A 16,578-nucleotide genomic window follows, 5' to 3' on the forward strand; every position below is an offset into this window, starting at 1 on the left:
GAAGAATCTTAAATATAAAAAACCATTTTTATTTTCTTATATTTGGATTGTTCTTTAACAATCAAACAATTATTAAATAAATTAAACACAAAAACATGAGTAAATTTGACGAAAAAGTAGCAACGTATTCTAAGTTTATGGACGATAAAGGTCTGAAATACAATGCAGATTTGTTAGCTGCTGTTACAAAGGGTTTAGGACCTTCTATTTACAAAGCAGATGCTGAAACAGTTTCTGGTTCTGATGCTAAAGAATTAGCTACTGTAAAAAACAACTTTTTAATTAAAAAATTAGGGTTGGCTGATGCTCCAAAATTGGATGAAGCCATCAATGCAGTTGTAGAAAAAATTGGAAAATCTGAAAGAAAAAAGTACAGAGCAGTTGTTTATTATATGTTGGCAGAACATTTTAATAAGCAAGATGTTTACGGAGTGTAATTTAAAATTACATTTTAATAATTACAAAAAAATCTAACTCATTGAGTTGGATTTTTTACATTTACAGCGTAATTTTTAAACATTTTTACGGATGTCGCAATTTATTAGTGTTTTTGATATGTTAAAGATTGGTGTTGGTCCATCAAGTTCACATACATTAGGTCCTTGGAGAGCTGCACAGGCTTGGGTAAAAAAGTTACGAGAAACAAATCTGTTAGAAAATATAGATGCCATTCAAATTCATTTATATGGTTCTTTGTCTTTAACAGGTAAAGGGCATGCCACAGATGTTGCTATTTTATTAGGCTTAAGTGAAGCCGATCCTGAATATATTCCTATAGAAGATGTTGCTATTATTGTTGAAAGGATAAATACGCAAGAAGAAATCTATTTTAAAGGAGGTAAAGTTGTTGCTTTTCCTAGAAACTCCATCACTTTTAACAGAGATTTTTTACCTTTTCATTCCAATGGAATGCGATTTATTGGTTTAGCTGATGGTAAAGAAATATCAAACGAAACGTATTTTTCTATTGGTGGTGGTTTTATTGTGCAAGAAGATGATAATTTAGAAGAAGAAATTGAAATCAACAAAAAGAATTTTCCTTACCCAATAAACAGAGCGCTTCAATTAGAGGAATATTGTGAAAGAGATAATTTACAAATATCTGACATCGTTCTAAAAAATGAATTAGAATTGCGTGCTGCAGATGAAATAGATTTTGAATTAAACCGAATTTGGGAAACTATGTTAGAGTGTATGTATATTGGTTGCCATACAGAAGGGAAATTGCCTGGAGGTTTAAATGTAAAAAGACGCGCTTTTGATACACATACCAAATTAATTAAAGATGCAGAATATTCCAATCAAAAAGAATGGATTACAGCCATAAGAGGTAACGAAGTAAAGTTTAGAGAAATTTTAAAATGGGTAAGTTGTTTTGCCCTTTCTGTAAACGAAGTAAATGCAGCTTTAGGGAGAGTTGTAACTGCACCCACCAATGGAAGTGCAGGGGTTATTCCTGCTGTTTTAATGTATTATTTGGTGATAGAAAATCACGAAGCCGATTTTAATCACATTAAAAAATTCTTATTAACAGCTGGCGAAATTGGTAGTATCTTTAAGAAAAACGCAACAATATCTGCAGCAATGGGTGGTTGTCAAGCAGAAATTGGAGTTTCATCTGCAATGGCAGCAGCAGCTTTAACAGAACTATTAGGAGGAACACCTGATCAATGTTTATCAGCAGCAGAAATTGCTATGGAGCATCATTTAGGTTTAACCTGCGATCCTATTGGAGGTTTGGTACAAGTACCATGTATTGAGCGAAATTCTATGGGTGCAATCAAAGCAATTCATGCTGCAGAAATTGCGTTAGAGACGAATCCTAAAGAATCTTTGGTGCATTTAGATAAAGTAATTGACACGATGTGGGAAACTGCAAAAGACATGAATAAAAACTACAAAGAAACGTCTGAAGGTGGTTTAGCAGTTACTGTAAGAATGGTAGATTGTTAGGTTTAATTTTCAGTTTACAGTCACAGTTTTCAGTCGCACTTTTCACTAAATAAGTTTGGAAATAATGCAGGTTTTCAGTTGTCAATAAAAACAAAAGCAAGTAAAAAACGCGTCTTTGCGAGTTTTTACGAAGCAATTTATTTTTCTATTAGAAATGCTAATAATAATTTGTCATCTGACTTAAAGAAAAATTCAATTATATAAAGCTATAAAATTTTAAACCCAAAAGATTATTTTTCTTTTTACAAAAAAAAGTCCAAAAGCTTTTAAGAGCTTTTGGACTTTTAGAACTAAAGAACTAAAAATTCTTATTTCTTTATTCCTTCTGAACCTTGAACTGCTAAGTTATAAATAACCAATCCAAATCCAATTTTGTTAATGGCATCTCCAATGTTGTAAATAACGTCTAAGTTCCATCCTCCAAAAATACTTTCGTACCATCCTGGAGTTCCAGCCATATATCCAATAGGGTAAATTGCCCAACCAACTAAAACAAACCAACATAAAGTTTTATGCGCTTTCAATACTGGTCCACCAGCAGCTACTGCTAATTTTTTTGCTTGTCCTAACCAAATATCATAAACAATTACAAAATAAGCAATACCAGAAACTAATCCCCAGAACCAAGCTTGATCTCTATAAAGAACCTCTCCCATATATCCAGTAACTAGCATTACTACAGATAAGAAAATTAAACGCCACATAAGAGATTTTTTTGCTCCTGCAACTTTTAATATTAAAAAGAACTCAACACACATTAATGGAACCGTTAAAACCCAATCAACATATCTAAAAAATGTTGGTGATTCTGCATTTGCAGCCCAATAATCTCTCATGTACCAATAATGCACAGCAGCAATAAAGGTAATTAAACCAGAGACTAAAATTGATGTCCTCCATTTTTTATCAAAACTACTCATTGATAAAAAGAAAAACACTGATGCAGCCATCATAGCCATGCAGCCTACGAAAAATGTAAAACCTACATAATCATCTGGTGCAATTTTTGTCACAACTAAAAAATTTGTAAATAAACTCATGATGTAAAAATTAAGTTAATAAATAATGTTTAGCTTTTTTATAAAAAACTTAAACAAATTTACAAAATAAAATAATACATTTGTAATATGGGTAGTAATATTTCTATAAATTATCAAAATTTTAAGATATTTTTTACGTTTTTCTTGATTTGGGTTAGTATCCAGTTTGGAGACGTTGTTGAAGATTATATTGGTTATTTATTAGTAATATCAATAGGAATTCTTCACGGAGCAAATGATTTATTAATATTATCAATAAGGCAAAAAGTTAAAATTCTCGATAAGAAAAATTTAATTATCTATTTGAGCATTGTCTTTATTTGTTTTCTGCTCTTTTTTATCCAACCCTTTCTTTCTATTTGTCTTTTTATTTTAATTAGTTCTTATCACTTTGGAGAAGAACATTTTAATTTAAAATTTAAATTAAATTGGTGGTTTGAACTATTTTTTTATTCAGCTTACGGCTTATTTTTATTTTCAATACTTTTTATCTTTAACGTAAGCGATGTTAAAGAAATCATGCTTGAATTAACAGGTACTTTTTTCACCCAAAAAGAAGTTATATCCTCATTAATTATAAGTGGAATTTTATTTTTATCATTAAACGCATTTTTAATACTAAAGAATAAGATAAATTATTTACTTTTTTTAGAGGAACTTTTTTATATCTTATTAATATCGGTTGTATTTAATACTTCTTCTTTAATTTTAGGGTTTGCAATTTATTTTATTTTGTGGCATTCCATTCCTTCAATTTTGGGGCAAATTGAATTTATTTCTGGGGATTTTAGAAAAAAGAATATTTTATTTTACTTAAAAAAAGGATTTATGTTTTGGGCTATTAGCATTTTTGGTCTTGTTATTATGTATTATATTTTTATGGATACGAAGTTACTTAATACACTTATTTTCGTGACCCTTTTTGCAGTAACTGCACCTCATATCTGGGTAATGTATAAAATGAAAAGTTAATGCAAAAAAAAAATAAAACTTGAGGTTTTCGAGTTTTTATTTGCAAAATAATAGCAGTTAACAGTGAGAAACTGAATACCACTAACTGTCACTGCCAACTTTTTTTTATCTCGTAAAAACCAATTCGTTTCCATTAGATAATTCTTCAGAAAAACGATATTTCTCTACGTTAAAACCTTTTAAATCTTCGATTGTTTTAACATTGTTATCAATTATATAACGAACCATATAACCACGTGCCATTTTTGCATAGGTCATAATTGTTTTATATTCTCCGTTTTTAAAATCTTTAAAAACAGGAGTAATCATATCAACCTTTAAAACTTTTTTAGGAATTACTTTAAAATATTCTGTGCTTGCTAAATTTACTAATAATTCGTCATCAGTTAATTCATCATTTAAAGCTTTGGCAACAGCATCGTCCCAAAATTTATATAAATTGTCTTTTGTGCCCACTTTTAAACGCGTGCCCATTTCTAATCTGTAAGGCTGAATTAAATCTAAAGGTTTTAACAAACCATATAAACCTGATAAAATTCGTAGGTTTTCTTGCAATAAAGGAATTTTTTCTTCGGGTAAAGTTTGTACATCAATTCCTTGAAAAACTGCGCCAGTAAAGGCATAAATTGCTTGTTTTGCGTTTTCTTTAGTAAAAGGCGTTTCCCAAGTTTGATTGCGTTCGTAATTTAAAGCAGCCAAATCATCAGAAATCTTCATTAAATCTGATAACTTCTTTTTAGAAAGTGTTTTTAGTTTTTTATTCAGTTTTTCTGATTGCTCTAAAAAACGAGGCTGTGTATGCAAACTTGTAGGTACGTTGCTTTCAAAATCTAACGATTTAGCTGGAGATATAATGATTTTCATTTTTGAATTTTATTAAAGATATTATAGTACTTTTATGACTGTAAAGATACAAATGATCACAATCGATTTAAAATTATCAACTTGTTTTCTATTGATATTTGTATTGAAATAATTTATAAGCTGTTTAGTACCTTACAAGTAAAATATGAGAAAAATATTAATAAAATATAAAAAAAGTAAGTTGCATTATTTTGTTGAAAAACATCAAAAATATGCACCAATTTTATTTTTTATGGCTGGTTTTACTTGGGATTCTCTCACATTAGGTAGAATTGACAGATTGTATGATATTGTGATTCTCTGCACATACATGACTTTATTAACCATTAGTATTTATTTGTATAATTTGGTTGGATCAGAAAAATGGAATAATAAATTTGTACAGAAATATGGGCATTATTTGCCTTTAGCGATTCAGTTTTTTTTAGGGGGATTGTCAAGTGCCTACGTTATTTATTTTTCAAGAAGTGTGTCACTTTCAAAAACAGCCACTTTTTTTGTGATTTTGATATTACTCTTTATTGCAAACGAATTTTTACGCAAAAGAATCTCAAATAAATATTTACAATTCGGCTTTTACTTTTTTGTGAATTTTACATTTTTAAGTTTCTTTTTACCAGTTATTCTAAAAGAAATGAGCACTGCAATTTTTTTAGTTTCTGGAGCATTAAGTTTACTAACGACCTTGTTTTTAATAATACTTATATACAAATCGAGCATTTCTGCACAAACCGAAATTGTAAAATGGAAAATGTTAAGCATGATTATATCCATCTATATATTGATAAATGTCTTGTACTTTTTAAAATTGATTCCACCAGTTCCTTTAGCATTAGACAAAGGGTTGGTTGCGTATGATATTAAGAAAAATGCAACAACTTATAAAGTTACTTATGAAGTTGATGAGTGGTATTTATTTTGGAGAGATCATAAAGCAGATTTTAATAAACAAACAAATAGTCCTGTGTATGTGTTTACCTCGGTTTTTGCACCAACAGATTTAAAGAAGAAAATTTATCATAGGTGGAAATGGTTTGATAAAAACATGGATGCTTGGCAAACTGTCGATAAAATTGGATACGAAATTGTGGGAGGAAGAGATAATGGGTTTAGAGGTTTTACCTTTAAAAATAATGTGAGAGCAGGTGAGTGGAAGGTTGAGGTAATTACTGAAGAAGAACTTGTTTTAGGGGTTGTCGATTTTAATATCAACATAAATTCTGATACTGAAAAGGCAAAAGTTATTACACGAACTTTTTAGGTTTTTAGAAAACTAGTATTAATAAATTATATTTACGGGATTACAGAAAGTTAATAAATACTATAGTTTATTTTTTATAAAAAATACGCAATAAAAATTTGTATATAATGTAGTGAATGAAAAAAATCGTCAGAGGAATATTATCAACACCATTGAAAATTTGTGGATTTCTAACAATCTTAATCGGAATTGCAGTTGCGATTCTAACTTTTGGATACTTAATAATTCTATGTTTATATTTTATTGTAATTGGACTTACTCTTTATTTAATTGACTTTCTTCTTAAACAAAATTTAAGCAATAAACAGATTTTTAAAATTAGTCAAATCAGTTTAACCATTATTTATTTGTTATTTTCAGCTTGGACTTATTTAAAATGGCAAGAACAGAATGAAATTAAATTCCCAAAAGAATTTAGTGGAGAAGCAGGGATAATTTTCGGAATTGAGAATTACCCAGAACTAACTAAAACTGAATTTTGGACTAAAAAAATTATAATTCCCAAAAACGGAATTTTAATTACTTCAACCAAAGTCGAGGAAATTCCAAGTACATTGCAATTTTACATCGGAAATGAAAAAATAAAAGATTATAGAAAAGTAGATTGGAATCCAAATTTTGAATTTGATTGTATAGTTAATGACAATAAAATTAAAGCGTGGTTATTTACAATTAACGATTCAAAACAAAAAAATGTAAGAAAAAAAATTACCGAACTTTGCAATGAAATTAATAATGATAAAGTTTCAAGCAGTTACAAAAGCAACAATTCTATTATTTTATCAGACAAAAAAGGCAAATACTTATGGCTTCAGAATAAAGGTTTAACTTCATTACCAAACGATTTAGGAGAACTTGACATTTATAAGGTAATATTAACTGGAAATGACTTAACAGAAATTCCAAGCCAAGTTTTTGAAATAAATTCTCTGGAAAATTTAGTTGTTGCAGTAAACCCAATAAAAGATTTTCCTTGTGAACTTAACAGGTTAAAAAGTCTTAAAAGCATTTCAATTGCAAAAACAGAAATTACTGAAATCAATTGCGATTTATCTAAATTAGATAGTTTAGAACATTTTGACATCTCAAGAAATAATATAAATAATTTACCAAACGAGATTAAAAATATACCTAATCTAAAATGGCTTTCTTTGAATGGTAATTCATTTACTAATTTGTCATTTATAGATAAACAGCTTAAGAATTTAGAAACACTTTATTTGTACACAAACAATATTAATGAGTTAGGAAATGAAACTAAATATTTATATAATCTAAAAGAACTTTTGATTTTTGACAATCAAATTGAGGAAATCCCAGAAAATATTGGAGACTTGATTAATTTACAAAAACTGGAAATATGGAACAATCCAATTAAGTCAATTTCTGCAAATATTAGTAAATTAACCAACTTAAGAACATTGAGTATTGATGATGATCATCTCACTAAAAAAGACAAAGAAAATTTGAGAAATTGGTTGCCCAATTGTGAAATAAGTTATCAAACAAGAAGTGATAAATAAAAATTACGCATTATAATATCCCTATATAACTAATAAAACTTAGCTAATCGGATATTTAATTTTTAAATCTTAAAATCTACTCTAACTCCACATCTTTAGAATGCTCACTATAAGTTCTCCATTTTTCTAAACACTCAACTATATCAGCAGGAACATCAGAATTAAACTGCATAAATTCGCCAGTTATTGGATGTGTAAAACCTAATGTTTTGGCGTGTAAAGCTTGTCTTGGTAACACCTTAAAACAGTTCTGTACAAATTGCTTGTATTTGGTAAAGGTAGTTCCTTTTAAAACTGCATCTCCTCCATATCTTTCGTCATTAAAAAGTGTATGACCAATATGTTTAAAATGCGCTCTAATTTGGTGCGTTCTTCCAGTTTCTAACTTACACTGCACTAAAGTTACGTAGGTTAAACGTTCTAAAACTTTAAAGTGAGTAACTGCATGTTTGCCAAAATCGCCCTCAGGAAATACAGCCATTTGCAAACGGTTTTTTAAACTTCTACCAATATTTCCTTCAATGGTTCCTTCATCATCTTCGATATTTCCCCAAACCAAAGCATAATACAAACGCTCTGTAGTTCTATCGAAAAATTGTTTCGATAAATGTGCCATGGCAAATTCGGTTTTTGCAACCACTAATAAACCACTGGTGTCTTTATCAATTCTATGCACCAAACCTGGACGTTCATTACTGTTTGTAGGCAAGTTTTCTATATGATGAATTAAGCCATTTACCAAGGTTCCAGAATAATTTCCATGACCTGGATGCACAACCATTCCTGCAGGTTTATTCACTACAATTACAGTATCATCTTCAAAAACAATATCTAAAGGAATATCTTCTGCAACCAATAAATTTTCTGCTGGTGGATATGCCAAAACCACTCTCACAACATCTTTTGGCTTTACTTTATGATTCGATTTTACAGCAACCTCATTCACCAAAACATTACCAGCCTTTGCAGCTTGTTGTACTTTGTTTCTGGTGGCATTTTCTATAAAATTCATCAAAAATTTATCAACTCTTAAAGGTTCTTGCCCTTCACTAGCTGTAAATCTATAATGTTCATATAAATCGTCACTATCTGTATCTTGAGAAATATTTTCTTGCACTTTTAAAATTTAATGTTCAAAGTTTAATATTCAAAGTTTAAAATTTAGTTTTGAATATCTATTTTTGCCTACTGCCTACTGCCTACTGCCTACTGCCTACTGCCTACTGCCTACTGAAAACTACCTATTCCCATCACCCAAAACCAACTCAATAATCGAATTTTTAGGCAATTTATCATTCGGATTTATAATTTTTCCTTTGTGGCGTAAACCTCTTACAACATCCAAACCAATATCTCTTACATACGTATAATCTGTACCCACAATAAAACCAATGGCTTGTAATTCAGATTCTGCTTGCCTTTTTGTACGTCCATTTAAATCAGGAATTGTAATATCTCTGTATTTTGATGGATTTAACGTCAAGTAAATTTTACGCTTTTCTTTTACAAATTCTCCACCTTCAGGACTTTGCTCAATCACAGATCTTTTAGGATATTCAGGATTGTAACTTGCGCTATCAATTACTTTAAAATCTAAATTTAGTTCGTTTAGTTTTCTTTGAGCTTCGCTAATAGTTAGCTTATGTAAATCAGGTACTTGAATCTTTTGATCGTGATTTGTAGTTACATTTAACCAAAATTTTAAAACGAAAAATAAAAGGACAAAACCTACAATTGCAATGGCGATTTGTTTAAAAAACGACTTGCTTTTTAAAAACTGAAGAATACTCATAGAATGTTTTTTGTTTGATGTACAAATATATAAAAACTAAACGTTGCAGTTTCTATTTATATTTTGATAAATTTGTTTGTATAAATTCTATTGATGAAAAAAAATATTGCCATAATCATGGGCGGCTATTCGTCTGAAGTTCACATTTCTTTAAAAAGTGGAAATGTAGTGTATAACCATTTAAATAGAGAGAAATATACTCCTTTTAGAGTCCATATTTTAAAAGAAAAATGGGTGGTTTTAGATGATGATGATACAGAATATGAAATTAATAAAAACAATTTCACATTTCTAAAAGGTATTACAAATACTAAATTTGATTGTGTTTTTAATGCGATTCACGGAAATCCTGGCGAAAATGGAATGATTTTAGCATATTTAGAGTTGCTAAATATTCCACATACTTCTGCGCCTTTTTATCAAATGGCATTAACGTTTAATAAAAGAGATACGTTAAGTGTGGTAAAAGAATATGGCATTAAAACTGCAATTTCTGTATATTTAAATAAAGGTGATGTTATCAATGCTGATGAAATTATTGCAAAAGTTGGCTTGCCTTGTTTTATAAAACCAAACAACGCAGGTTCAAGTTACGGAATTTCAAAAGCCTATACTAAAGAAGAAGTTTTAAAGGGAATTGAAACTGCTTATAAAGAAGATTCGTCCATTTTAATTGAATCTTTTTTAAACGGAACTGAAGTTTCTGTAGGTGTTATTCAATATAAAGGTGAAATAAAAGTATTGCCAATTACAGAAATTGTTTCAGAAAATGATTTTTTTGATTATGAAGCAAAATACGAAGGAAAATCCCAAGAAATTACACCAGCTAGAATTTCACCCGAAGAAAAAAGTAGGGTAGAAGCAGTTGCCAAAAAAGTATATCAAGCACTAAATATGCGTGGTTTTACAAGAGCAGAATATATTTTTGTGAATGACGAACCTCATTTTTTAGAAATCAACACAGTACCAGGAATGACGTTACAAAGTATTTTGCCTCAACAAGCTGCTGTTGCTGGAATTAGTTTGTATGAGTTGTTTGAAAATGCAATTGAAATGGCTTTAAAATAATTTTCACCACGAATTCACTAATTAAAAAATAATTCGTGAATTCGTGGCAATAAAAATCATCAACTAAAACACAAAGTAACTTATGAAAAAAGCAATTTTCCCAGGATCTTTTGATCCGATAACTTCAGGACATTATGATGTTATAAAAAGAGGTGCCAAACTTTTTGATGAACTTATTATTGCTATCGGAATTAATGCCGATAAAAAATACATGTTTTCTCTGGAAGAACGCAAAAAGTTTATCGAAGACTGTTTTAAAGACGAACCCAATATAAAAGTTGTTACGTATAAAGGTTTAACTGTCGATTTTTGCCAAAAAAACGATGTTGATTTTATTTTAAGAGGTTTACGTAATCCAGCAGATTTTGAGTTTGAAAAAGCAATTGCGCACACCAACAGAGATTTAGCACCTATAGAAACTGTGTTTTTATTAACGGCTGCAAAAACGTCTTACATTTCATCATCAATAGTAAGAGATGTAATCAGAAATAATGGCGATTACACCAAATTAGTTCCTAAAAGTGTTCGTGTAAAATAATTTATTTGTAACCTTTTTTTGCACAGTTTTGTCATTTCGACCTTTTTGGAGAAATCACACAATACTGAAGATTTTATTTTAGCATAAACATAAAAAATTAGAACCACCAACCAACATTCAAATGAAAAAAATACTTTTATTATTTACTTTTTTACTCATCATTTCTTGCAACAAATCATCTAAAGAAAAAACAGATTTTACCACACTTTTTGAAACTTCAAACGGAACTGAAACTCCAGAATACGAAGCTGTAATTGACTATTATAAAAAACTAAGTGAAGAATATTCGCAAATTTCTTTATTTTCTTTCGGACAAACCGATTCAGGAGAACCTTTGCATTTGGTGGTGTATAACAGAGAAGGAATTTACAATGTTGATGAGATTAAAAAATCGCCAAAAAACAGAATTCTAATTAATAACGGAATTCATCCAGGAGAATCTGATGGAATTGATGCTTCTATGATGCTTTTACGCGATATAGTTCAAAATGATTCTTTAAAATCAAAATACGAAAACTCAATCATTTGTGTAATTCCTGTGTACAATATTGGTGGTTCTTTAAATAGAAATTCGCACTCAAGAGCCAATCAAAATGGTCCTTTGGAATACGGTTTTAGAGGAAATGCCAGGAATTACGATTTAAATAGAGATTTTATAAAACAAGACACCAAAAATGCAGCTGCTTTTGCAGAAATATTTCATACTGTAAATCCGGATGTTTTTGTGGATAATCATGTGAGTAATGGCGCAGATTATCAATATGCACTAACACATTTGTTTACGCAACATAATAAATTGGGTGGTAATTTAGGTTCTTTTTTACAAAACGAAATGCGTCCTCAAATTGAAAAATCTTTGCAGGAAAAAGGCATCATCATAACTCCTTATGTAAATGTTTGGGGAAATACACCAGAAGCAGGTTTTTCTCAGTTTTTCGATTCGCCAAGATATTCTACAGGCTACACAACTCTGTTTAACACTTTAGGGTTAATGGTAGAAACACACATGTTAAAACCGTATAAAATTAGAGTGGAACAAACCTATGAATTGTTGTTTTCTACGTTTGATTTTGCTGAAAAAAACTCCAAAAAAATCAAAGATTTACGAGCAAAAGCAGTCGATAAAATTTTAGCAAAGAAAAAGTATCCAATTCAGTTTTTGGTGGATAAAGAAAATTACAGAACCTTAAACTTTAAAGGGTATGAAGGTGAAATGATTGATAGCAAAGTAACCAATGGAAAACGTTTGTTTTATGATAAAAATAAGCCGTTTGAAAAAGAGGTAAATTATTATGATGAGTTTACAGCAACCAAAGAAATTACCATTCCAAATGCATATATTTTACCAAAAGGTTGGCATGATATTGTGGAGCGATTAAACAACAATAACATAGAATATACCAAATTTGAAAAGGATACTATAATTTTAGTTACAGTAAATCATATCAAAGATTTTGAGACAAGAAATTCGGCTTATGAAGGGCATTATTTGCATTATAACACGTCTATTGTAGCATCTATTGAAAACATCAACTTTAAAAAAGGCGATTTGTACATTCCTACCAATCAAAATGGTGTTCGTTATTTGTTAGAAACGTTGGAAGCAGAAGCCACAGATTCGTTTTTTAATTGGAATTTTTTCGATACTATTTTACAGCAAAAAGAAGGTTATTCTGCCTATGTTTTTGAAGATGTTGCAGCACAATTATTAGCTGAAAACGGAGCGCTTAAAAAAGAATTTGAAGAAAAATTAACGACAGATGAAGGTTTTGCGAAAAATCCAAGAGCGCAATTAGATTTTATTTATAAAAATTCGCCAAATTATGAACAAGCACATTTACGTTTGCCTGTTTTTAAAATTTATTAAGGATGAAAAAAATATCAATGCTAATTGTAATTTCACTGTTTTTTAGTTGTTCTATGTCAAAAATAAAAGAGGAAAAAGCATCCAATTTCTATGTTGGCACCTATACAGATGGAGAAAGTGAAGGGATTTACAAATATCAAATCAATGCTGATGGAAAATTGAAACAAATTGGGTTGGTTGCAAAAACGAACAATCCTTCTTATTTGGCGAAAACAAAAGACAACAAAACCTTATTGGCAGTAGATGAAACCAATGAAAATGGAACAGGTTTTGTAAATTCTTTTAGAATTGAAAAAGACAGTTTGGTTTTTGTGAGCAAATCTCAATCTGGAGGCACACATCCTTGTTTTGTTTCTATAAATGATGATAATCAAGTGTTGGTTGCCAATTATTCAGGTGGAAATGTTGGTATATTAGAAATTGATAATCAAAGTGGATTGACGAATTTATTGGCTGTTCAACAACATGTAGGAAATACTATACATCCAAAACAGCAAAAACCACATGCACATTTTGCAAAATTCCATCCCACAAAAAACGAAATTATTGCAGTAGATTTAGGAACCAATCAACTTTGGTTTTCAGCTTTTGATGAATTAAAAAACGAGTTGCAGTTTACCAATCAAAAAACACTGAATATGAATGTTGGTGCAGGACCAAGGCATTTTACATTTCATCCTAATAACAAATGGCTATATGTTGTAAATGAGTTGAATAACACTGTTTCTTTGGTCAAAGAAAAAGAGAATTTATATGTGATAGATCAAACAATAGCCATGTTGCCAAAAGATTTTAAGAACTATAGCAAAGCAGCAGACATTCATATTTCTAAAGATGGCCAATTTGTATATGCTTCCAATCGCGGATATGAATCGATTGTGATTTACAAAATACATCCAGAAAATGGGACTTTAAAATTGGTTGGCTTTCAAGATGTGAAAGGCAAACATCCTCGTAATTTTTCATTATCTCCAGATGATAATTTTCTACTAGTTGCCAATAAAGATTCTAACAATATAGTTAGTTTTAAAAGAGATAATAAATCAGGAAAATTAACTTTTGTGGATGAAATTTTTGCGCCAAATCCTGTTTGTGTTTTGTTTTGATTGGGTTTTTAATCATTTATAAAATATTGTTAATTAAAAAAAAATGAAATATGTTAGAAGATGAAAATGGGAATAAACATGAGAATTATGAAATTTTAAATTTAATTGGTTATGGATTATCAAAATTTAACAATAGTTTTATTAAAGAATTCGGGTTTACAACAAAAACAGCTTTTTATGAATACTTTGTCAAGATAGGTATTGTTAAAACTGGAAGTGTTGTTAAAAATAGAATGGATTTATTTGATCCATTTTTTCCACAAAATGGAAGAAAAGGTTGGTGGCAAAAAGGAGATGCCTATATTCATAGAAAAGATTTAATAGACAATCTCTTTGGAAAAGAAAACGTAAAAGGTTTTTCTAATATTGTTAAACTTTATTTAAAGGAAAATTATAAAATAAACAATATTTTTATAAATGTGAAACCTATACTGAAGTCAAGATTTAGAAAATTACAGGAAACAGGTTTAGAAGCAGAATTATATTTTATTAATAACTTTGGCTTAATTCCAGAGTTCCATAATGGTAAACTCGAAGATGCAAGGCTATTTGGTGATGGTTATGATTTTCAAGTTGATGTTAATGATAATTCTTATCTAGCTGAAATAAAAGGAATTAGAAACAGTAAAGGTTTATTTAGAATGACAGAAAAAGAATATGAAAAAGCACAGGAATACAAATCTGATTATTTAATCACTTTGGTTTTAAATTTAAATGATAAACCAAAATTTAAAATAATTGAAAATCCTGTAAAGAATTTATCTTTTAAAAAGATTAATATTCCATCAAAAGTAACAGTTGAATATCATCTAGAAAAAGAAATTTTTTAGCAATTTATTACAATCATGGACGATTTTTCAATCTCAGAAATCAAAACAGTTTTAGACCCTCCAATCATAATTAATTTTGTGGATGAAATTAATTGCCCAATTTGCGATATAGAAATTGATGTCAAAAATAAAATTGTTGATAATGGAAGTTTTGTTTATTGTGAAGATTGTAATCACAAAATTATTTTTGAAATAACAAAAATTTGAGAATTGTAAATAACGATTATAATTGAGAACTTAAAATAGTCAATGAAAACTAATTATAGTTATTAAATCATCATAATAATTTAAATACAAATGTTAGAATATAAAGAAAAAATTATTTTTCTAGAACAGGAATTAGCAAGTGAAAGCTTGAATTATGCTGATAGTTTTAAGACTGATATTTTAATTTTTATAGATGAATTTAATTCTGAAAACCCCGTTTTAGGTTTTTTAAACGATTTATCTTCATTTGACGAAATTACTCTTTGGATTGAGAGGTTGACATCAAGAATTGTCCTAAAATTTGATGATGAAAACGAAAGTATAAACGATTTTATTTACGATTATATTGTTTTAGGATAACTTGTTAAAATGACCAAATTCTCTAAAACTTATACTCATCCAAAAGATTTTAGAAACTTCTGTGGATTTGCATCTAAATGTAAACCTTTTATGTAAATTTATTTTACAGTATCTTTAACTGAATTGATGAATGTAAAAGCCATAAAATGACTAAAAAAATAACAAACAATAATTTTCATTCTCAAATTGTAGATTTATTACAATCAGCAAGAACTAAAGTTTTACGTTCTGTAAACCAAACAATGGTAATTACTTATTTTGAAATAGGTAAAATGATTATTGAAGAAGAACAAGGAGGTAAAATGCGAGCAGGTTATGGAAAAGAGATTATAAAAGAACTTTCACTTCTTCTTACAGAAAAATTTGGTAAAGGTTTTTCTGAAAGAAATATAGAACAAATGAGACAATTTTACAACTCATACTCAAAACCGCAGACACTGTCTGCGGAATCTGAAAAAGCTTTAAAATTCAATTTAAGTTGGTCTCATTATTTAAAATTAATGCGAATTGATGATGAAAATGAGCGTAAATTTTATGAAATAGAAAGTTTTAAAAACAACTGGAGTGTTAGAGAATTACAAAGACAATTTGATGCAGCATTATATACAAGGTTGGTTTTAAGCAGAGATAAAATTAAAGTAAAAGAATTATCTGTAAAAGGACTCGTTTTAGAAAGTCCAAAAGATGCAATTAAAGATCCTTATATTTTAGAATTTATTGGTTTGCCTGAACATTCGGTTTATTCAGAGAATGATTTAGAGCAAGAAATTATAAACAAATTAGAACATTTTTTATTAGAATTAGGCAATGGATTTACATTTGTTGCGAGACAAAAAAGAATTTCTTTTGATGAAAAACATTTTAGAATCGATTTGGTTTTTTATAATAGATTACTAAAATGTTTTGTACTGATAGATTTGAAAATAGGAGAATTAAAACATCAAGATTTAGGGCAAATGCAAATGTATGTCAACTATTATGACAGAGAAATAAAGTTAGAAGATGAAAATAAAACCATTGGAATTGTTTTATGTCGAGATAAAAGTGAATCTGTTGTAGAATATACATTACCAGAAAATAACGAACAAATTTTTGCTAGCAAGTACAAAACAGTTTTGCCAAGCAAAGAGGATTTGAAGTCTTTAATTACAGCATAAAAAAATGTAGCTTATTAGAATTTAGTTTCAAATTTAAAAT

Annotated in this window: 17 protein-coding genes; 13 read left to right on the forward strand and 4 right to left on the reverse strand. The window is 29.1% G+C overall.

The window, feature by feature from the left end; translation table 11 throughout:
• The first annotated feature begins 95 nt into the window (after positions 1 to 95).
• Both P161_RS0110360 and P161_RS0110365 read left to right on the forward strand, forming a co-directional pair.
• Positions 96 to 437: a DUF2853 family protein gene (locus P161_RS0110360; protein WP_026776927.1), complete on the forward strand. Its 342-nt coding sequence runs from the start codon at positions 96 to 98 to the stop codon at positions 435 to 437.
• Positions 438 to 528: 91 nt separating this feature from the next.
• Complete coding sequence (locus P161_RS0110365) at positions 529 to 1,953, forward strand: L-serine ammonia-lyase (RefSeq protein WP_026776928.1); 1,425 nt, start codon at positions 529 to 531, stop codon at positions 1,951 to 1,953.
• 308 nt (positions 1,954 to 2,261) lie between these two features.
• Here the strand turns inward: P161_RS0110365 and P161_RS0110370 are convergent, their stop codons facing one another.
• The gene (locus P161_RS0110370) at positions 2,262 to 2,993 is read right to left on the reverse strand and encodes a bacteriorhodopsin-like (RefSeq protein WP_026776929.1); all 732 of its coding nucleotides are present in this window, start codon (positions 2,991 to 2,993) and stop codon (positions 2,262 to 2,264) included.
• An 87-nt stretch (positions 2,994 to 3,080) separates the two neighbouring features.
• On the opposite strand from P161_RS0110370, the gene P161_RS0110375 reads away from it, so the two are divergent.
• A complete protein-coding gene (locus P161_RS0110375) occupies positions 3,081 to 3,965 on the forward strand; it encodes a Brp/Blh family beta-carotene 15,15'-dioxygenase (protein WP_026776930.1) in 885 nt (294 codons plus the stop codon).
• Between the two features lie 105 nt (positions 3,966 to 4,070).
• On the opposite strand, the gene yaaA is transcribed toward P161_RS0110375, so the two are convergent.
• Positions 4,071 to 4,829 carry a peroxide stress protein YaaA gene (gene yaaA, locus P161_RS0110380; RefSeq protein WP_026776931.1) on the reverse strand — a complete coding sequence of 253 codons (759 nt, stop codon included), beginning with the start codon at positions 4,827 to 4,829 and terminating at the stop codon, positions 4,071 to 4,073.
• Positions 4,830 to 4,974: 145 nt separating this feature from the next.
• On the opposite strand from yaaA, the gene P161_RS0110385 reads away from it, so the two are divergent.
• Together P161_RS0110385 and P161_RS0110390 are read left to right on the forward strand one after the other, a co-directional pair.
• Positions 4,975 to 6,090 carry a DUF2914 domain-containing protein gene (locus tag P161_RS0110385; RefSeq protein WP_026776932.1) on the forward strand — a complete coding sequence of 372 codons (1,116 nt, stop codon included), beginning with the start codon at positions 4,975 to 4,977 and terminating at the stop codon, positions 6,088 to 6,090.
• Positions 6,091 to 6,206: 116 nt separating this feature from the next.
• Positions 6,207 to 7,613 (forward strand): leucine-rich repeat domain-containing protein, encoded by a 1,407-nt coding sequence (locus tag P161_RS0110390; protein ID WP_026776933.1) that lies wholly within the window; start codon positions 6,207 to 6,209, stop codon positions 7,611 to 7,613.
• A gap of 76 nt (positions 7,614 to 7,689) precedes the next feature.
• On the opposite strand, the gene P161_RS0110395 is transcribed toward P161_RS0110390, so the two are convergent.
• Positions 7,690 to 8,730, reverse strand: coding sequence for an RluA family pseudouridine synthase (locus tag P161_RS0110395; RefSeq protein ID WP_026776934.1), 1,041 nt, complete (start codon positions 8,728 to 8,730; stop codon positions 7,690 to 7,692).
• Between the two features lie 120 nt (positions 8,731 to 8,850).
• Positions 8,851 to 9,405, reverse strand: a complete 555-nt coding sequence (locus tag P161_RS0110400; RefSeq protein ID WP_026776935.1) for a PASTA domain-containing protein — start codon at positions 9,403 to 9,405, stop codon at positions 8,851 to 8,853.
• 93 nt (positions 9,406 to 9,498) lie between these two features.
• On the opposite strand from P161_RS0110400, the gene P161_RS0110405 reads away from it, so the two are divergent.
• The 8 genes from P161_RS0110405 to P161_RS0110440 all read left to right on the forward strand — a co-directional run bounded on the left by P161_RS0110405 (position 9,499) and on the right by P161_RS0110440 (position 16,538).
• Positions 9,499 to 10,473: a D-alanine--D-alanine ligase gene (locus P161_RS0110405; RefSeq protein ID WP_026776936.1), complete on the forward strand. Its 975-nt coding sequence runs from the start codon at positions 9,499 to 9,501 to the stop codon at positions 10,471 to 10,473.
• Positions 10,474 to 10,555: 82 nt separating this feature from the next.
• Positions 10,556 to 11,011 (forward strand): pantetheine-phosphate adenylyltransferase, encoded by a 456-nt coding sequence (gene coaD / locus P161_RS0110410; RefSeq protein ID WP_026776937.1) that lies wholly within the window; start codon positions 10,556 to 10,558, stop codon positions 11,009 to 11,011.
• A gap of 121 nt (positions 11,012 to 11,132) precedes the next feature.
• Positions 11,133 to 12,878 carry a M14 family metallopeptidase gene (locus tag P161_RS0110415; protein ID WP_026776938.1) on the forward strand — a complete coding sequence of 582 codons (1,746 nt, stop codon included), beginning with the start codon at positions 11,133 to 11,135 and terminating at the stop codon, positions 12,876 to 12,878.
• 2 nt (positions 12,879 to 12,880) lie between these two features.
• A complete protein-coding gene (locus P161_RS0110420) occupies positions 12,881 to 13,984 on the forward strand; it encodes a lactonase family protein (RefSeq protein ID WP_026776939.1) in 1,104 nt (367 codons plus the stop codon).
• 50 nt (positions 13,985 to 14,034) lie between these two features.
• The gene (locus P161_RS0110425) at positions 14,035 to 14,814 is read left to right on the forward strand and encodes a DUF3883 domain-containing protein (protein WP_026776940.1); all 780 of its coding nucleotides are present in this window, start codon (positions 14,035 to 14,037) and stop codon (positions 14,812 to 14,814) included.
• Between the two features lie 15 nt (positions 14,815 to 14,829).
• Positions 14,830 to 15,021, forward strand: a complete 192-nt coding sequence (locus P161_RS0110430; protein WP_026776941.1) for a hypothetical protein — start codon at positions 14,830 to 14,832, stop codon at positions 15,019 to 15,021.
• Positions 15,022 to 15,111: 90 nt separating this feature from the next.
• Entirely contained in the window at positions 15,112 to 15,381 is a 270-nt protein-coding gene (locus P161_RS0110435) for a hypothetical protein (RefSeq protein ID WP_026776942.1), read from the forward strand.
• A 146-nt stretch (positions 15,382 to 15,527) separates the two neighbouring features.
• The gene (locus P161_RS0110440) at positions 15,528 to 16,538 is read left to right on the forward strand and encodes a YhcG family protein (RefSeq protein WP_026776943.1); all 1,011 of its coding nucleotides are present in this window, start codon (positions 15,528 to 15,530) and stop codon (positions 16,536 to 16,538) included.
• Positions 16,539 to 16,578 lie beyond the last annotated feature (40 nt).

The sequence above is a fragment of the Polaribacter sp. Hel_I_88 genome, assembly GCF_000687935.1.
GTDB lineage: Bacteria > Bacteroidota > Bacteroidia > Flavobacteriales > Flavobacteriaceae > Polaribacter.

Coding starts and splice junctions, on each gene's coding strand:
- P161_RS0110415 (WP_026776938.1), top strand. CDS start 11,133: ATGAAAAAAATACTTTTATTATTTACTTTTTTACTCATCATTTCTTGC.
- P161_RS0110385 (WP_026776932.1), top strand. CDS start 4,975: ATGAGAAAAATATTAATAAAATATAAAAAAAGTAAGTTGCATTATTTT.
- P161_RS0110440 (WP_026776943.1), top strand. CDS start 15,528: ATGACTAAAAAAATAACAAACAATAATTTTCATTCTCAAATTGTAGAT.
- P161_RS0110365 (WP_026776928.1), top strand. CDS start 529: ATGTCGCAATTTATTAGTGTTTTTGATATGTTAAAGATTGGTGTTGGT.
- P161_RS0110420 (WP_026776939.1), top strand. CDS start 12,881: ATGAAAAAAATATCAATGCTAATTGTAATTTCACTGTTTTTTAGTTGT.
- yaaA (WP_026776931.1), bottom strand. CDS start 4,829: ATGAAAATCATTATATCTCCAGCTAAATCGTTAGATTTTGAAAGCAAC.
- P161_RS0110430 (WP_026776941.1), top strand. CDS start 14,830: ATGGACGATTTTTCAATCTCAGAAATCAAAACAGTTTTAGACCCTCCA.
- P161_RS0110405 (WP_026776936.1), top strand. CDS start 9,499: ATGAAAAAAAATATTGCCATAATCATGGGCGGCTATTCGTCTGAAGTT.
- P161_RS0110425 (WP_026776940.1), top strand. CDS start 14,035: ATGTTAGAAGATGAAAATGGGAATAAACATGAGAATTATGAAATTTTA.
- P161_RS0110400 (WP_026776935.1), bottom strand. CDS start 9,405: ATGAGTATTCTTCAGTTTTTAAAAAGCAAGTCGTTTTTTAAACAAATC.
- P161_RS0110370 (WP_026776929.1), bottom strand. CDS start 2,993: ATGAGTTTATTTACAAATTTTTTAGTTGTGACAAAAATTGCACCAGAT.
- P161_RS0110435 (WP_026776942.1), top strand. CDS start 15,112: ATGTTAGAATATAAAGAAAAAATTATTTTTCTAGAACAGGAATTAGCA.
- P161_RS0110360 (WP_026776927.1), top strand. CDS start 96: ATGAGTAAATTTGACGAAAAAGTAGCAACGTATTCTAAGTTTATGGAC.
- P161_RS0110375 (WP_026776930.1), top strand. CDS start 3,081: ATGGGTAGTAATATTTCTATAAATTATCAAAATTTTAAGATATTTTTT.
- P161_RS0110390 (WP_026776933.1), top strand. CDS start 6,207: ATGAAAAAAATCGTCAGAGGAATATTATCAACACCATTGAAAATTTGT.
- coaD (WP_026776937.1), top strand. CDS start 10,556: ATGAAAAAAGCAATTTTCCCAGGATCTTTTGATCCGATAACTTCAGGA.